General features: G+C 42.5%; 13 protein-coding genes and 1 pseudogene. 10 read left to right on the top strand and 4 right to left on the bottom strand.

The window, feature by feature from the left end; genetic code table 11:
* Positions 1-344 precede the first annotated feature (344 nt).
* Positions 345-935, top strand: coding sequence for a MarR family winged helix-turn-helix transcriptional regulator (locus tag EKM98_RS07410; RefSeq protein ID WP_125981725.1), 591 nt, complete (start codon positions 345-347; stop codon positions 933-935).
* Positions 936-970: 35 nt separating this feature from the next.
* Positions 971-2806, top strand: a pseudogene (locus tag EKM98_RS07405) (ABC transporter ATP-binding protein); the annotation flags it as partial.
* Between the two features lie 1199 nt (positions 2807-4005).
* Here the strand turns inward: EKM98_RS07405 and EKM98_RS07400 are convergent.
* Entirely contained in the window at positions 4006-4416 is a 411-nt protein-coding gene (locus EKM98_RS07400) for a peptide deformylase (protein WP_125981721.1), read from the bottom strand.
* 290 nt (positions 4417-4706) lie between these two features.
* On the opposite strand from EKM98_RS07400, the gene EKM98_RS07395 reads away from it, so the two are divergent.
* The gene (locus EKM98_RS07395) at positions 4707-7343 is read left to right on the top strand and encodes a YfhO family protein (RefSeq protein WP_125981719.1); all 2637 of its coding nucleotides are present in this window, start codon (positions 4707-4709) and stop codon (positions 7341-7343) included.
* A gap of 84 nt (positions 7344-7427) precedes the next feature.
* Here the strand turns inward: EKM98_RS07395 and EKM98_RS07390 are convergent, their stop codons facing one another.
* Positions 7428-8357 (bottom strand): SDR family oxidoreductase, encoded by a 930-nt coding sequence (locus EKM98_RS07390; protein ID WP_125981717.1) that lies wholly within the window; start codon positions 8355-8357, stop codon positions 7428-7430.
* Positions 8358-8429: 72 nt separating this feature from the next.
* Here EKM98_RS07390 and EKM98_RS07385 point away from each other — a divergent pair, with 72 nt between their 5' ends.
* On the top strand, positions 8430-9056 hold the full coding sequence (locus EKM98_RS07385; protein ID WP_225418544.1) for a TetR/AcrR family transcriptional regulator: 627 nt from the start codon (positions 8430-8432) through the stop codon (positions 9054-9056).
* Between the two features lie 266 nt (positions 9057-9322).
* Here EKM98_RS07385 and EKM98_RS07380 read toward each other — a convergent pair whose 3' ends face one another.
* Positions 9323-9856, bottom strand: coding sequence for a hypothetical protein (locus EKM98_RS07380; protein WP_125981715.1), 534 nt, complete (start codon positions 9854-9856; stop codon positions 9323-9325).
* 209 nt (positions 9857-10065) lie between these two features.
* On the opposite strand from EKM98_RS07380, the gene EKM98_RS07375 reads away from it, so the two are divergent.
* The 4 genes from EKM98_RS07375 to EKM98_RS07360 are packed head-to-tail and all read left to right on the top strand — an operon-like array spanning position 10066 to position 13534.
* A complete protein-coding gene (locus tag EKM98_RS07375; protein WP_125981713.1) occupies positions 10066-10830 on the top strand; it encodes a lysophospholipid acyltransferase family protein in 765 nt (254 codons plus the stop codon).
* A gap of 4 nt (positions 10831-10834) precedes the next feature.
* On the top strand, positions 10835-11665 hold the full coding sequence (locus EKM98_RS07370) for a glycosyltransferase (RefSeq protein WP_125981760.1): 831 nt from the start codon (positions 10835-10837) through the stop codon (positions 11663-11665).
* A gap of 4 nt (positions 11666-11669) precedes the next feature.
* The gene (locus EKM98_RS07365; protein ID WP_125981711.1) at positions 11670-12632 is read left to right on the top strand and encodes a glycosyltransferase family 8 protein; all 963 of its coding nucleotides are present in this window, start codon (positions 11670-11672) and stop codon (positions 12630-12632) included.
* Positions 12629-13534 carry a lysophospholipid acyltransferase family protein gene (locus tag EKM98_RS07360; protein WP_125981709.1) on the top strand — a complete coding sequence of 302 codons (906 nt, stop codon included), beginning with the start codon at positions 12629-12631 and terminating at the stop codon, positions 13532-13534. The genes EKM98_RS07365 and EKM98_RS07360 overlap by 4 nt, the downstream gene beginning before the upstream one ends.
* 534 nt (positions 13535-14068) lie before the next feature.
* Here EKM98_RS07360 and EKM98_RS07355 read toward each other — a convergent pair.
* Positions 14069-14716: a TetR/AcrR family transcriptional regulator gene (locus tag EKM98_RS07355; RefSeq protein WP_125981707.1), complete on the bottom strand. Its 648-nt coding sequence runs from the start codon at positions 14714-14716 to the stop codon at positions 14069-14071.
* Positions 14717-15066: 350 nt separating this feature from the next.
* On the opposite strand from EKM98_RS07355, the gene EKM98_RS07350 reads away from it, so the two are divergent.
* Positions 15067-16434 (top strand): Nramp family divalent metal transporter, encoded by a 1368-nt coding sequence (locus EKM98_RS07350; protein ID WP_125981705.1) that lies wholly within the window; start codon positions 15067-15069, stop codon positions 16432-16434.
* A gap of 604 nt (positions 16435-17038) precedes the next feature.
* Positions 17039-17947 (top strand): magnesium transporter CorA family protein, encoded by a 909-nt coding sequence (locus tag EKM98_RS07345; RefSeq protein WP_125981703.1) that lies wholly within the window; start codon positions 17039-17041, stop codon positions 17945-17947.
* The last annotated feature ends 154 nt before the right edge of the window (positions 17948-18101 follow it).

Raw genomic sequence — 18101 nt, 5'->3', positions numbered from 1 at the left:
GTAGGCAAAGAATTGCACCAACTCTTGTTATATAATTAATGTTCTGCGACTGGTTCTATTATTTAACTTATTATAGGTAGGAAATCCGCAATAAAGTGAAATTATTTTTCGGGGTAGGGGATTTATTGAGTACCACTACCAGTAATGCTAAAGTGAATCAGGCGCGTAACAATGCAGTTTAGACGGCAATTTTTCCTTTCAAACAACTTAATTTAGCGAAAAAACTTTTTCAAAAAATAGTTAGTTTGTTGTTGACAGAGACTAACTATTGGTATAAACTTCATTTTGTTAGTTAGGAACGAAAACAAAACTAACTAAATAGCAAACGAATAGGGGACTTAATTATGACTAAAAAATCAGATGAATTAATGAAATTATTTGGACAGTTGTTCCAGCGCCGTGGCTTTGTGGGTGCTGCTTTGGCGAGTAACATGCCAGAATCAACCCGGCAATATCAAAATGAACGCGGACCAATGCGTATTTTGCAGTTGTTGGAGGATAAGGGTGAATTAACCAACACGGCCATTTCGGAGGCCTTCGATATTCGGCCAAGTTCCGTGAGTGCGTTGATCAGTCAGCTGGAAGAAGTGAATATGGTTGAACGGCATAGTTCAACTGAAGATAAGCGGGTTTCGCTGATTTCACTGACTGCTGCTGGCCGCAAAACGTTGCACGCGCAGGATGAATACAAAAATACTGCCTTTTCCGGATTATCAGATGAAGAAGTGGATCAGCTAATTGCTAATATGCGTAAAATGTTGGCTGCAATGCCGGCGGAAGATGATAACTGGAGTCGTGGTGGTGACTGGTCTAAGGGCTGGAACCATAATTGGAAGCAATCCCAGCGCGGTGGCCAGAGACCCATGAATCCAGATGCTGGTCCTGAAGGTTTTGCCGGTCACCGTGGTCGTCCATTTGGGTTTGACCGGAAATAATATTCCGGTTGCTTATGAAAGAAGGAGCGAGTAACATGCAAGAACAACAATTTGATCAAAAAAAGGGATTTCAGGAAACTGATCAGGGTAACAAGTTTCAGGGCCCACAGCCAGGACAAGAATTTAAGGGACCGCAGAATGGCAAGCCGTTCAAACGCTCTGGATTTGATTTCAAAGGTTTCTTTAGCCTGATTCGTGACGTAAAGCCACGTTTCTGGCAGTTGTGGCTTGGTTTGGGACTAGGTTTAGTGGCCACAATCATGCAACTGATGGTGCCTAAACTTGCACAAAAGTTGATTAATCAGTTAGGCCACAACGTGAATATGACTCTCGTGGCGGGGGTCGTGGCACTATTCGTACTAAGTGCGGCTATCAGTGCGGTTTCCGGTACAACACTGGGAATTTTTGGTGAGAACGTCGTTGCAAAGTTGCGTGATTTTCTCTGGGACAAGATTTTGCGCTTGCCAGTGAGTTACTTTGATGACCATAAGGCCGGTGAAGTCTCTTCCCGGTTGGTCAATGACTCTACGCAGGTGAAGGATCTGTTAGCGAACACGTTGCCTAACATGGTGACCTCTTTGCTCCAATTAGTCGGTGCGATGGTACTGATGGTGCTGATGGATTGGAAGATGACGTTACTGATGTTTATCGTGGTGCCAGTCGTCATTCTCATTGCGCTACCAATTGGAACTCGTTCCCGAACGATTGCGATATCCCGCCAGGACGAGTTGGCCAGTTTTAGTGGCGAGGCCAACGAAGTCATTAGTGAGACCCGGTTAATGAAATCGTCCACTGCGGAAAACGTCGAACGTGAGTCTGGCCACCAAAAAGTCGATCATCTCTATCATTTTGGCATGAAAGAGGCCGTTTATGATTCAATCGCCGGCCCCTTGATGACGATGGCAATGATGGGCATGATTGTCGGCATCTTAGCGTACGGCGCTAGTCGTGTGGCTCAGGGAACGATGACTATGGGCACCATGTTCTCATTTTTGATGTACTTGGTCCAATTGATTGGCCCGTTCACCACTTTAGGCCAGTTCTTCTCATCATTGGCCAAGGCTAGTGGTTCTACAACGCGAATTCAGGATTTGATGAGCGTCGCCGAAGAAGATCACACAGCCGGTGAAACCGTTGATGCCCACAGCAAAACGTTGAGTGTTAACAATGTTGATTTCGCCTACGATCTTGGTGAACCAATTTTACACGATGTCTCATTTAAAGCTGAACCCAACACGGTTATTGCCTTTGCCGGTCCTTCCGGTGGTGGTAAATCGACTATCTTCAGTTTGCTGGAACGATTCTACCAACCAGAAAGTGGAACCATCAAAATTGGTGACACGAATATCGCTAACGTGAACTTGACTAACTGGCGGCAACAGATTGGTTTAGTCGGCCAAGACGCCGCTGTGCTGGCCGGAACGATTCGTTACAACCTGACTTACGGGCTGGATGGCGAATATTCAGACGAACAATTGTGGAGTGTCCTTGAGATGGCCTACGCAAAGGACTTTGTGAAAAACATGTCTGCTGGCCTGAACACGCAGATTGGTGAACGTGGGGTCAAACTTTCTGGCGGACAACGGCAACGAATTGCGATTGCCCGAGCCTTCCTGCGTGATCCACAAATTTTAATGTTGGATGAAGCAACTGCTAGTTTGGACGCAGAATCAGAAATGATGGTCCAAAAGGCGTTGAATAAATTGATGCACAACCGGACAACCTTGGTTATTGCCCACCGCTTGAGCACAATTGTCAACGCTGATCAGATCTACTTTATTGAAAACGGCACGGTAAGCGGCCACGGAACTCATGATTACCTTGTGGAGCACCACGCACTATACCGCGAATACGTTGAAAATCAGTTCGGCGGCGAAAAGAAAGACGACACGCCTGCTGATGTGACGCCTGACAATGTGACACTGGGTGCGCCGGAATTGGCTTAATTGCTACATTAATATCGGCTTCGCTATGGTGAAGTCGGTAACTGTTTTTGAAAATCATCTTCTACGGAAGATGATTTTTTTGGTTGAGTGGATTTTTTTGTTAGTGCATCGTAGCAGTCATATTTAAAATTATTAGCCAGTTTTCAGAACGCAAAACTCGACTGGAACAATGCAAAACAGATTAGATTACATTCCGGTGCGCGAGGACGGAACGCGTGGCGGGTTGGCGAGCTAACTTTTACCAGATAAAGGCAAAGATGGGGTAAAAGTGGATCTCGCCAAGCCCGCATGATTCTAAATGGCCCAGACCGCCATTAATAATCATCGACACAGCTGGCCCTCGCGCACCAAAATGAAATCTGGCCGCAGTGGAACATTTAAGCGTTATTTGTGTCTCTGGCAGTTATTGTGTTTAAAAAACCATCTTCCTGCGGTTGCCATGCTTCAACTTGGCGCTTTTTGCCTTGCTAGTTCTTGCGGCACGTACTTTGCCACAAGAATAGACAACATTCGTAGCATCAAAAGTTATTTGCGATCTTTGCAAATAACTCACCGTAATTGCGAAGTAGTAGTTGAATGGACAACGTATGGAGCATCAAGATTATTAGCGCATCTGGCTAATAATCCTCAATTGCGGAATAGTAGCTACAACAGCCAAATCATCTGTTGCACAGATAATTTGGCTGTTTAGGCTGCGATTCGGACTTCGGTTTATCCTAGTCCGATCGACAACGTCAGTAATGTTCGGAAGCTAAGCGCTTTTTAGACACTCTGGTGTAAACGTGTTGGAAAAGGCAGCTTCCTGTGGTTGCCATGTTTCAACCTGGCGCTTTTCGCCTTAGTTGAATGGACAACGTATGGAGCATCAAGATTATTAGCGTATTTAAGCTAATAATCCTCAATTGCGTAATAGTAGCTACAATCGCCAAATAATTCATTGCATGAATTATTCGTCAATTTAGGCTAATGCTCGGAAGCTAAGCGCCTTTTCCAACACTCTTAGCGTAAACGTGTTTAAAAAAGCAGATTCCTGCGGTTAGCTACAACAGCCAAATCATCTGTTGCACAGATAATTCGTCTGTTTAGGCTAATCCTCAGAATCTAACCGCTTTTTTAAACACTCTCTAGATCAGCACTCCTTCACAATGGTCTACTTCGTGTTGGATGATTTGGGCAATAAATCCGGAGAATTCTTGTTTGTGGGCGACAAAGTTTTGGTCGCGATAACTGACCTCGATTGTTTTGTAACGTTTGGTTGAACGTTCGCCGGATAATGATAGACAACCTTCCTCAGTTGTGAAGGCCCCAATCTTTTTCGTGATTATAGGATTGACTAAGGGAATAGCCATTGCGCCCATTTGGCAAACGATGATTCGTTTATTGACGCCGATCATATTCGCGGCCATGCCTACACAATTGGCTTCGTTGGCCTTGAGGGTGTCGCGTAAATCGGTGATGACGCTGGCATCCATTTTGGTGGCCAGCACTGCCTTTTTAGATAAAAAATTTGGATCATGCATAATTTGTTTAATCATAGTGTGCTCCTAATTAATTTGAATGTTGGGTTACGAAAGTGATTTTTTGCTGGTGCAAGTAATAGTGTAGCATTAGCGGGAATTAATTGGTGAATTGCTAATGAAAATATTGTTTATCGGGATTGATGATGAATAGCAAAGTGAATCTAAAGCCAAATGATCTTGCTAAAGAGCCATGGGTTAGATGATTATAGGCTGAATATTGGCCAATAAAGAAGGTCTACTATAAGCTTTTGAATTATGCTAATATTGGCCTTAGCTGGGAGTTGAAAATATTTGGAGGGCCAAACATGTTGGCTAAAAACCGGAAACTTTTTTATACATTATCGTTGTGTCTACCAATTTTAATTTTATTAATTATTTTGGCCTCATTGCACATCACGCCATTTGGGACCAATACGTTGCTACGAAGTGATTTAAATAATCAATATATCAATTATTTCGCGGCGTTTAAACAAATAATAGCTAGGCACTCGTTTTATTCATTTTCATTTACTTTAGGCGGTAATATTTTTGGATTTATTACCTATTATCTAATGTCACCACTGAATCTTATCCTTTTGCTGGTGCCACTGCCTCATCTGGCAGCTGCAATAACGATAATCACTAGTTTGAAAATTGGGTTATTGGGTCTAACGATGGTGCTCTTTTTTGCCCGGCAGCCCAATAAGAATCTAAATAGTGAAAATGCGGCCTGGGTTAAACTGATTTTTAGTACGTTATACGCTTTAAGTTCTTTTTTTATCGGCTTTTCAATGAACATAATTTGGTTTGATGCAATCATCATGTTGCCACTGGTATTACTGGCGGTGGATCATCTGCTTGCGACCGGTAAAATAAGTTGGTTGATTATAACGTTAAGCATTACGATTGTGCTCAATTATTACATAGCCTTTATGGTTGGCTTTTTTAGCTTTGTCTGGTTATTATACCGGTTGCAAGGCAGGATCAAGCAACCGATTTGGCCAGCGCTCAAGCACTTTATTTTGGCGGTCGTGGCGACGGTTGCTGTGACAACGGTCATTTGGTTACCAACGTTGAATTCGTTACATAATATTAAGCGCTCCTCAGTGGCCAACTTATTAATGATTGGAAAAGGCTACAGTCTTTCTCACGGGTTTGGACGGTCATTTTTGGCCGGTACGTATTCATCAAATTTTGATCGGGCGGTCAATGGAGCACCATTAATTTATTGTTCCAGTCTAATTTTTGTTTTAATTTTGGCGTATTTTTGTGCCCGGGCAATTTCTCGGCGTGCTAAAATCTCGGCGGCCATTGTATTAGCATTTTTAGTGTTTAGTACGTGGTTTACACCCTTAAACACGCTTTGGCACGGTGGTACGCCACCACAGGGGTTCTATAATCGTTTTGCGTTTGTGATTGTCTTTTTTATGCTGTATTTGGCCTATGTTGGCTTATCACAAATGGCCGCTGGTCTCGATAAAAAACGATTTATTGGCATAAGTGGTCTCATTTTTATAGTGATATTTGTTTATCATTTTAAATACCCTTATTTTCTATCTTTAAAGGCGGCCATGCTCAATTTAATGTTATTGGTGTTCAATGTTGTTTTGATAATGCTGTGGCCGCAAAAGGACGCATTACGCCGCCAGCAACTCACATCAGGCCTGATTTATCTTCTGTTGTTGGTTGCTGTTGGGGAGGTTGCGTTTAACGATCGACACATTGAGGCAAATAATTACACGGCGCCGAGTACCACTGATTTCAGTACATTTACTGACCAAGTTGCTGCTGCTTTAGACCAATTACCAAACTTAACTTTACGTAATTTACGCACGGAAATGGCGTTTTCAAGAAGTGATAACGATCCGTTGCTTTTTAACTATGCGGGAATGTCGCACTATAGTAGCAGTGAATCCAAGCAAACCATTCGATTAATGGCCAAATTAGGTTATTTACAGGACCAGCGTTGGACCAACTACAGTAATGGTAGTACTGCGTTTATGGACCGTTACTTTGGTATTAGCAATGTGGTCGAAGATCCGCTGCATTCACTGGATGCACTAATTCGAAATAATGGTTATATGGGACACGGTCAACCTACTACTTACGGTGGTAGTTACCAGACACACAAAAAAATAGCCGGTAGTCATTTAAGTGTGGCCCACAATGCTGGTAGTTTACCCTTACTGTTTCCGTCAAAGTTCGATAATACCAAGCAAAATATTTTGACTAGTAAAACGACACCTTTTGTTAATCAAAATATCCTAGCTAAGGGATTATTTAAGCGGCCGGTGTTACGTTTGGTTAAGGCCGTGCCACTTCAGAAAATTGGTTTACGCCAAACCTATCAGATAACGCCAACCACTAATGGTGAGCTATATCTTTACTTAAATGCAACTGGTTTCAGCAATAATTTGCATTACGCACCAGTGACGATTTCGCGAGGTGACCGAAAGTCGGTGCTGACTGATTTTAATTTCGGTGAAAATGGAATCCTTGATCTTGGTTATGGTCGGGCGCGGCAACCAGTTAAGTTCACGCTTGATCGTGCTCCGCAAAATAATTTATTGATTAATCACCCAAGCGTTGCCTCATTGGAACCTAACGCAAAGCTTACTTCCCAGCTACAACAAGTTCGCCATCACGTTAGCCAGCAGCATATTGCTGGCAGTACTGTGACCGCAAAAATCACTGGTAAGAAACGCCAAACTGTAATTATGACGGTACCTTATGACACTGGCTGGCACGCCACTGTTAATGGCCATGAAGTTTCAGTAAAACGAGCGTATGGTGAGCTAACTAAAATCCAGTTGGCAAATAACGGGGCAAATAAGATTAGGCTTCATTTTGTTCCTAGAGGACTAAAGGCGGGGCTAATAGTTAGTTTAATGACACTTCTGGGCTTATTTAGCTTCTATTTTAGACGTGTATTTATTGATTTGGGTAGAAAAAGTAATGAATAAAAGGACCAACTTTAAACAGTAACTTTAAAGGTAATTCAGCCTTCAAAGCAACCATTTAAAGTTGGTCTTTCAGTTTAAAAACAACTATTTCTTCGTTCTTTCGGCTAAGGTTGCGGCCGTTTTTTTGTTTGCTGGGTTATTGTAAGCAGCGGTAAATTCACGGACAAAATCGGCTAGCTTGATCTTGCCGTAGGTTGGGTTATGCTGCTTCAGGTCGGCGTAGAATTTTTCGGGTTGCCGCTGGGCTGTGCTCATTTGAACAAATGAAGCGGCAATTTGTTTAGGAACGCCTTGGTCCAGTAAATTATTGGTGTACTGTTTGTCGCTGATTTCAATGTACTTAAGGTCTGGTAGCGCCAGGGCGGATTGTAGTGCAGCTGTTAATTGTTCGCCGGAAAAATGATCACTGATGACGTAGTGAACAGTTTGACCTGCCGGAGTTGCCTCAAGTAAAGGCACAACGGTTGCAGCGATATCTCGTGGGTCAGTCCAGGCCCGCTGTACCGTGGCCGGGATGTTGGCAAAAATGGTGTGTTGTGCGCGAATCGTGGGGAGATTGGCGTACAAATTACTGTAGAAACCAACTGGCCGCACAAAGGCGAGATTCACGTCACTGAGCTTTCGTAGCTCATCTTCAATTAAATGGTAGGCGTAGAGTGAACCAACATCTGGGCCGCCGTCAGCGCCAATGCTGCTGAGATCAACCACGTTGTGCACGTGGGCGGCCGTAATTGCCCGCCGAAAAATTTGCGCTTGGGTTTTGGCCGCCGCTAGTAGATCAGTACCGGCGTTACCGGATAACATTAGGTAAACGGCGTCGGCGCCGGTAAATTCCGTCGTTAAAAATTGTTCGTCCGCCATCGACCCAACAGCGGGGATGGCGCCGATTGCTTTAATGGCAGTTTGTCGTTTTGGATTAGTTGTAATAACCGTTACCTCGTGGCCGGCCTTAACTAGGGCCGGCACTGTCAGCCGACCAATATTTCCAAGTGATCCAAGTAAAGTTAATTTCATAATTAAAGACTCCTTTGCAGATATAGTTATCTTTTAACTGGATTGTTGCTAGTATAAAAGATAGATCTATCTTTGTCAACATTGACAGGATTTACTTATCTCGCGTACACTAAATACATGAAAAAGAGAGATATAACCAAAGAAGAACGGATTCTGAACGCGACGGCGCAGATCATTATTAATGAAGGCGCGGCGGCCGTTTCAACGACTAAAGTTGCCAAAAAAGTCAATATTGCCCAGTCGAACATTTATTTGTACTTTAAGGATAAGCGAACTCTGCTAAGCAGCGTTTATCGGCGAGAGTTAGAGAAGGTTGTGGCAACAACGGACATGGCGCAAATTACGGACTCGGAGCTTCCTTTGCGGCAACGTTTGCGGACTTATACAAGGTCGATTTATGATTTTGCCCTGGCCAATCCCGATAGCTTAACCGTCATTGAACAAATCAAATCCTTGCGGGGTCAAGGCCAAGCTTACATTGATGACGCAATGAAAATTGCCAACCCGGTAACGGTATTACTGAATGCCGGCATCAAGGCGGGGATTCTTAGACCAACCCACGTTAGTTTACACATGACGGCAGTGTTTTCCATCGTCCAGCGCCACGTCCAAAACATCAAAAACGGCATTTACCCAGCCGACAAATTCACCTATGAAGATATTAGCGCAATGATTTGGGGAGCGATTGGAACAGACTAAGAGTGTTTGAAAAAGCGGTTAGATTCTGAGGATTAGCCTAAGTAGGCGCTTTGGCCGTGTAACGGCCGAAGTGACTGCTGTAGCTACTATTTCGCAATTGAGAATTATTAGCTAAGTACGCTAATAATTTTGATGCTTCATACGTTGTCCATTCAACTACGGCGAAAAGCGCCAAGTTGAAACATGGCAACCGCAGGAATCTGCTTTTTCAAACACGTTTCAGAATAGAGAGTGCTAAAAAAAGCGGTTAGATTCTGAGGATTAGCCTAAGTAGGCGCTTTGGCCGTGTAACGGCCGAAGTGACTGCTGTAGCTACTATTTCGCAATTGAGAATTATTACTGGCTTCGCTTACGATGTCGATCGGACTAAGGTGAACCGAAGTCCGAATCGCAGCTAAGTACGCTAATAATTTTGATGCTTCATACGTTGTCCATTCAACTACTACTTCGCAATTACGGTGAGTTATTTGCAAAGATCGCAAATAACTTAGGATGCTTCGAATGTTGTCTATTCTTGTGGCAAAGTTCGTGCCGCAAGAACTAGCAAGGCGAAAGGCGCCAAGTTGAAACATGGCAACCGCAGGAATCTGCTTTTTTAACGCGTTTCCACTAATCGGCCAGAAAGGGACTAGTAAAGGTGTATGACCTAACTGACTAAAGTCCGAGTAACCTTCAGGCCTAAATATTTGAAAGTTAATCGTTACTTTCTTATACTTTAATGAAGTAATTAAGCAGATAAACAGGCCTTTGCTTGAAACTATTTCATAATTTTCTAATCGATTGACTAGAATGGCGGCCATAAATAAAATAATTCTAATTGAAATTAAAGTTAGGGTTGACTAAACATTATAATTGAATATACTTTGGATTGGGAGAATTAATTGAGTAATCACTTAAATGAGCAAAGCGCTAATTGTGTTAAAATATAGGGATTGATTAATTTTCCATTACCAACCGTGGGCACGAACGCTAAATCATTCGCCACGCGCAAGTCAGGAGGGGGATTTAGGTGAAAGCGGAAAACGTTCAGTATTATCACTCGTTTACGGACGATATGGTGACTAGCAAAAATCAAAATAAGCACTTACCAAAAGACTACAAGTGGCTTCACACCAATGTGTTTTACCAGCTTGGTTCAGCGATTACCTATGCAATCGCCTGGCTGCTGGGCTTTTGTTATTGCAAGTTAGGCTTGCACCTTAAGGTTAAAAACCGACAAGTAATCAAAAAATACCAAAAATCTGGCTTTTTCTTATACGGTAATCACACGCAGCCAATCGGCGATGTTGTCATCCCACTGCAAGTTGCGCTGACCAAGCGGGCTTACGTCATTGCCAGTGAAGCAAATTTAGGAATTCCAGTGATCGGGCGGGTGATCCCAATGATGGGTGGGCTAGTCATTCCGGGTTCCTTACACCAAATGCGTGCTTTTACCGCGGCAGTGGGGCAGAAGGTGCAGCAAGGCCATTTTGTGACAATTTATCCGGAGGCCCACGTCTGGCCGTACTATACGAAGATTCGGCCTTTTTCCACCGTTTCCTTTCACTACCCCGTTCAAAATAAGGTGCCAGCGTTTTGTATGACGACGACCTACCAGAAACGCCGTTTTGGGCAGAAACCGCGGTTAACGCTGTACGTGGACGGGCCATTTTTACCTGATCAAACGCTTAGCAAGAAGGCTCAGCAAGAAAAATTGTGCAGGGAAGTTCATGATTGCATGGTGCAACGCAGCCAAAATAGCACCTATGAATACGTTAAGTACGAAAAGAGATGATATGATGAATATCTTATATTGCGGCAACGAGAAGATGGCGGACGGGTTACTAATTTCGATTCTTTCACTTTTAAAACATAGCACCGAACCACTCAACATTTATATTATGACGGCATCCATTCAAACCAATAAAACAAGCTATTATCCCGTGAGTGATCGGACAGTTCAATTTTTGGAGCAGCAGGTTAAACAAGTTAATCCGCTAAATTCAGTGACAAAGATTGATGTAACAACGTTATTTAATGAAGAAAAACCTTTGGCTAATCTGAACACCATTTTTACACCTTATTGTATGTTGCGCCTTTTTGCCGATTTAGTGCCAAACTTGCCCAACAAACTTTTATACCTTGATACTGACATTGTTTGCCACAGGAATTTTCGGTCATTTTACCACCAGGATATTAGCCGCAACGAGTTTGTTGGCGTATTGGATTATTACGGCAAGTGGTTTTTCCACAATAGTGTGGACCATTTTGATTACGTGAATTCCGGTGTCTTACTGTTAAACCTCAAATTAATTAAAAAAACTGGGTTATTTAGTCAGTGTCGCTCAATGTGCCAAGAAAAAAAGATGTTCATGCCTGATCAATCAGCAATTAACAAGTTGGCGACATCTAAGAAAATCGTGTCCCATCGCTTTAATGATCAGCGCCGTTTGCATAGAAAAACGGTGTTCCAACATTTCACCACCAGCTTCCGCCTTTTCCCGTGGATTCACACCTTGAAGGTTAAGCCGTGGGAAGTCGATAAGGTCCACGATAAACTAGGATTATACGAATATGACGATATCTTAACTGAATACCGCCATTTGATGCCAAAAATGAAGGGATTATAAACTATTGAAAACGACAAAAAAAACGATACCGTTATTCTTTTCGGTTGATGACAAATACGTACCATTCTTAGCTGTGGCGCTAAAATCAATTATTGATAACGCTACGGCCGGTTATGATTACCAAGTTATTATTTTGCACGAAGGTATTTCGGAACAAAATCAAAAGGATATTGCCGCTATTGGGACTGACCAATTTCCAATTCGCTTTGTTTCAATGAAAGGCCGTTTAGAAAACGTCATTACTGGTGAGCAGGCTAAGCTCCGGGGAGACTACTTTACTTACACAATTTTCTTCCGCCTGTTTATCGCCGACATGTTCCCAGAATACGATAAGGCGATCTACCTTGACGCTGATATCGTTGTTCCCGGGGATATTTCGCAGCTCTTTAACATTGAGCTTGGTAACAATTTAGTTGCCGGGATACCGGATGTCTTTATTGGCAGCAATCCGGAAACTGTTGAATATAGTGAAGAAGCGGTGGGCGTGCCGGTTACTGATTACATCAATTCTGGTATTTTGGTGATGAACCTAAAGGAATTACGGGCAACCAAATTGGGCCATGAATTTGTGACTTTATACAATAAATATCATTTTCAAACAATTGCGCCGGACCAAGATTACCTTAACGCAATGGGCCACGACAGAATTTTGCGTTTAGGCGTCGAATGGAATACACAAGCTGCTGCGGTTAAGGAAAAGGATGTTTCACCCAAGCTGATTCACTATAATTTGTTTGCTAAGCCGTGGCAGTACAAGCATACGGCCTTTGAAAGTTATTTTTGGCCCTACGCTAAAGAGACGCCTTACTATGATCAATTGATTGCGATGCGGGATAATTATTCCGCAGAACAACAAGAATACGATCAGAGCAATTTGTCCGGTTTGCTGGTCACGGCGCCAAAAGTTGCCCAAGCGGCGATGAACTTCAAGAAGGCAGCATTAGGAGGCGAAAAAATCCGGTTATGATTGATAAATTGATTGTTCAGGGTGGCCGAACGCAGGTGATTGCCAATATTCAAAAGGCCGCCGAAGAGGGACGCTTCAATGATAAAGTGGAGACCGATGATCCAGAGTTGTCCCGTAAGCAGCAAGAAGAATTTTTAGCAAGCTACCTTGAGAAAGAAACAACCAAAACCTATAAATATAATAACGTCGTTACGCGGGAAATTATGAACATTGCAACTAGAGTGATCTTGCACAGTACTCAAATTGAAGGACTGGAAAATGTCCAAAATGTCGATGGCGGTGGGATTGTCACCAGCAATCATTTTAGTCCGCTGGATAGCTTAGTTGTGCACAAAGCCGTCAAAAAAATGAGTAAGTCACGCCTTTATGTCGTTAGCGAACTGGAAAACTTGCAAATGCCAGGTTTTTTGGGCTATTTGATGACCTACTACGACACAATTCCGTTGGGACCAGATAAAGATTATATGGGCAGACAATTTCCCGAAGCCTTAAAAAATATTTTGGACCAGAAACAACTTATTTTGATTTATTCGGAGCAGGAAATGTGGTTTAATTACCGCAAACCGCGGCCGGTAAAACGTGGGGCTTACTATTATGCGGCTAAGTTTAACGTGCCAATTATTTCTTGTTTTGTGGAAATGCGCGATTTGCCCGATATCGAAAGCGACAATTTTAAAAAAGTTGCGTACATCATGCATGTTTTGAAGCCGATCTATCCTGATCCAGCCAAGGGTGTTCGCGACAATAGTTTGGCAATGATGAAGCAAGACTACGCGCAAAAGTGTGCGGCCTACGAAAAAGCTTATCACGTGCCATTAGACTATAGTTTCCGGACAACCGATATTGCTGGTTGGATGCCACCAAAAACAGAAATGCAGGCATCTGTGAATTCAATGAACTAATGGTGGTAGAGTGTAGCGCTCATATTTAAATTGAATTATAGCGCTATTAAAAATAGTGCTTATGCCGCTTGACTACTGAATTACACATGGGCAGATTTAGTTAGGTTCCATTCCGGCGCTGGCGTATGGAACGCGTGGCGCGTTGACAAGCTAATTTTCTTTCCGATTAAACCCATTCGGAAAAGAAAATGGATCTTGTCAATCACGCAAGGTACTAAATGACTAGGATTCGGTCATCAAGTACCTTCGACACGGCTGATACGCCAGCGCCTCCATTCCACCTTGGCAGTGGTTGAGCCTTGATTATTGGCCAATTTAATTGTTTAGTTAGTCTAATTGAGTAGAAACCACAGCTTTAATGCTGCGTAACTTATCGGTTACTTTTACGAGAATTTTCCTGCCTAATTTGGGAAAATTAACGTTCAAATCAAAAAAGACGTTTCCTTGAGTTATTGAAAACTCAGGGAAACGTCTTTTTGCGTGCTGGATTTTACTACAGCTATTTGAGCTGAAAAGTGTCGGTAAGGCGCCACTTTAGCGGCTTAGTGCCTTAACTAAGGCCCCAATGGCGTGATCAATTTTATCGGCGGATAGCGATTGGCCGAAATATAAATGACCAATAATAATGCCCCCGGTGATTGACCACATAATCTTTAGAATTTCGATGTTATCCAGCTCAACGATTAAGTGTTTGGCCTTCAACCGATTCAGTTCTTGATTAATGTTGGACCAGTAGGCGCCAGAAAATTTTTCAATGATCTGTTGTCGAACTGATTGATCGTATAACATTTCGGAAACAAAGATTTTGATGATTTTGGAGTTGGCCGCTAGAAAGGCAACGCGGTCCTTAATGATTGAATCGAAAAAATCGTGTAGTGTTGAATATTCTTTAGTTAGGCGCGTTTTAATAAAATCGTTCATTGACGCGGGAAAGATTGAGTCAATAATTGGGGCAATAATTGCATTTAATAAACCGCGCTTATTTTTAAATTTACTAAAGATATTGCCTTCAGCGACACCAGCCTTGGTCGCGATTTCTTTGGTGCTTGTGTTTGCGTAGCCTTTTTCCGCGAAAATATCAATCGCGGCAACCAAAATGTGCATCTGTTTAGTGGTCATGTTCTCAAAAACATGGGTTTCTTTAAATATCTGTAATTCGACGTCTTCCAAGTAATTCACCATCCCTTAATGATAAAAATTTATTAACGTCTTTTTTAGTAGAGTACATAAATTCGAAAATGTTTTTAAAAATGATTTAATTAATTTACGGGAAATATCTTTTACTTACCATCAAGTGTGTCAGATTTTTCACGGCGTAATTAAGTTATCACTCAATGCTTGAGTATACGAGTTTAACAGCGTTTGTCAAGGATAACAGCCGATACTTGTCCTTAAATAATTAATATTTAGCGAATAATATAAAAGTTAGGCTTGATTAAACTTTAAATGTGGCTATAATAAGTGTTGGAAGTTAATTGAGTACTCACTCAGTAAAGACTGAATTCCAAATCAATGGAAAGAGGGCGGCTTAAATGCGCGCGAGTGTAACGGAACCAAAGAATAAGTTGTTTGCGGATGCCGGAAACGACAGTAAGAGTTTAGACGAGATCAATGGGAGTGTCGAGGTCCCTAAGAATGCGGGCTTCTGGCGAACATTACTAAGTTATACTGGACCTGGTGTTTTAATTGCGGTGGGCTACATGGATCCCGGCAATTGGATAACATCGATTTCCGGTGGTGCTCAATTTAAGTACAGCTTGTTGTCAGTGGTTTTGATTTCAAGTTTGATTGCCATGTTACTACAAGCTATGGCGGCCAGGTTAGGAATTGTAACTGGTAAGGATCTCGCCCAACTAACGCGAGAAAGAACTTCCAAGCGAACTGGATTTATTTTATGGATTATTACGGAACTTGCTATTATGGCGACTGATATCGCTGAGATTATTGGTTCGGCGATTGCATTAGAATTATTGTTCAAAATTCCTCTGATTGTTGGGATTCTAATCACGACTGCGGACGTTTTAATCTTGCTACTATTAATGAAGCTAGGTTTCCGGAAGATCGAGGCCGTTGTGGCAACCTTAGTGGCCGTCATCTTACTGGTTTTCTCGTATGAGGTGTTTCTATCAAAGCCGGAAATGGGCCCCTTGTTTGCGGGTTACGTTCCAAGCGCCAAGATTGTGACAAATAAGTCCATGCTGTACTTGGCCTTAGGTATTGTCGGTGCAACAATCATGCCCCATGACCTTTACCTTGGTTCATCAATTTCACAAACACGAGCGGTTGATCGTAAGGACCATAAGGCAGTTGCCAAGGCACTTAAGTTTTCCACAATTGATTCCAATATTCAATTGACCATTGCCTTTATCGTTAACAGCCTACTATTAATTCTTGGTGCGGCGTTGTTCTTCGGCACTAACAGCTCAGTTGGCCGCTTCGTTGACCTGTTTAATTCACTTAGCAATTCACACGTTATCGGTGCGATTGCCAGCCCAGTACTCAGCATGCTGTTCGCCATTGCACTACTTTCTTCCGGCCAAAGCTCAACCATCACCGGAACGCTTTCCGGCCAGATTATTATGGAAGGTTTCATTCATTTGAAAATGCCACTGTGGGCGCAACGGCTAGTAACACGGTTGCTTTCAGTCTCACCAGTCCTAGCGTTCGCCATCTACTACCACGGCAATGAGGCCAAGATCGAAAACCTACTGACCTTCTCACAGGTATTCCTGAGTATCGCCTTACCGTTTGCGATTGTCCCATTAGTTAAATTTACGAGTGATAAGAAGTTAATGGGAGAGTTTGCAAACCGAACCTGGGTGAAGTACACAGCCTGGACGTGTGCAGTGGTGCTGGTTGGATTGAACATCTACCTGATCTTGCAAACCATGGGATTGTAAGAGTGTTTGGAAAGGCGTTTAGCTTCTGAGCATTAGCCTAAATTGACGGATAATTCATGAAATGAATTATTTGGCGATTGTAGCTAAGCGGAAGAAGCTGCCTTTCCAAACACGTTTCCAATAGAAAAGGCGCTCAGCTTCTGAGCATTACTTACGATGTCGATCGGACTAAGATGAGCCGAAGTCCGAATCGCAGCCTAAACAGCCAAATTACCTTTGAAAAAGGTGATTTGGCTGTTGTAGCTACTATTACGCAATTGAGGATTATTAGCACAAAACGCTAATAATCTAGATGCTTCATACGTTGTCCATTCAACTACGGCGAAAACCGCCAAGTTGAAACATGGCAACCGCAGGAATCTGCTTTTTTAAACACGTTTCTACCAGAAAGGCGCTCAGCCTCTACCTCAAAATTACGAAGTAGAAGCCGAGCGCCTTTCTTTGACACTCTGGTGTAAACATATTTAAAAAAGCTAATGTGGTATAATCGATTCTGAGAATTAGAGCAAGTTTGCGTAAAGTGATCATTTTTTGAACCCTTCAAGCGTAAAAAAGTCTTTCAAAATAAATTACAACCCATTGCTCGAAAAAAGGAGACGCAGTCATGATTAATGCGGCAAATACGCTTAATAATTATAAATGGATCGAAACGGAGAAATTAACGGCCCCGGAGTGCGTCAAACTCAAGCAGCAGTATGGCTTAACTGATGAGATGATCACTTATGTGACTGATAAAGATGAAAACCCGCATTACGTCTATGATGCCGATGAGAATATTGAGCTTTTCATCGTTCATGTGCCGTACATACTTGATTTGGAGCAGTTGCGCTATATCACCCGCCCAGTCAGCTTTTTGATTCATCAAGGAACGTTATTTACGTTTAATGAAAGTGGCCTTGATTGGGTCAACGCCATTTTTAAGACGGTTAAACAAAATCCTGAGATTAAACGGAACGATTCGTTTGTTTTGCGGGCGCTATTTTCATTGATGGATAGTTATATTTCAATTATTAAGGCGATCACTAAGCGTCGCAATCAGTTGGATAAGTTACTTAATAAAAATGCGCGAAACAAAGATCTGTTGGCGTTATCGTATTTACGCCAAACACTGACCTTTTTTTCAAGTGCGGCCCAATCGAACCTTGATTTACTAGACGAACTGCCAAAGACGTATTTTAGTAAAGTTTCCGATCAAACTAAAAAAGAGATGCTGGAGGACGCAACCATTGAAGCCGAGCAGGTGCAGCGAATGATTACGATTGAAACGCAGGTTGTGGATCGAATTGCGGATACGTTTGATAGTATTGTCAATAACAATATGAACGATACCATGAAAGTGCTGACGATTTGGTCGCTGACAATGGCCGTGCCGACAATTATTACCGGTTTTTACGGGATGAACGTCCATTTACCATTAGCTAAATTAGGTGGGGCCTGGCTACTTATCATTGCGCTGTCCTTAGCGCTAATTGTGTGGTTGTTGGTTGCGCTGAAAGTTCACCGCCAGATTTAAATGGCAGTGGACTAGCCGTAGTTAGGCTGTGAAATCAGGATTTTGGAGCACGCTCTAGAATAATGTTCAAAAATAGTAAACAATCTAAGATTAGTTCCGGTAAGAACTGGTGAGTTTTCCAGTTCTTACCGGATTTTTCTTTTTGTCCGTTACA

Origin of the sequence: Loigolactobacillus iwatensis (genome assembly GCF_003950295.1) — a bacterium.
Classification (GTDB): Bacteria; Bacillota; Bacilli; order Lactobacillales; family Lactobacillaceae; genus Loigolactobacillus; species Loigolactobacillus iwatensis.
The sequence above is the reverse complement of the archived record's forward strand: the minus strand, read 5'-3'. Positions and strand labels throughout refer to the sequence as shown.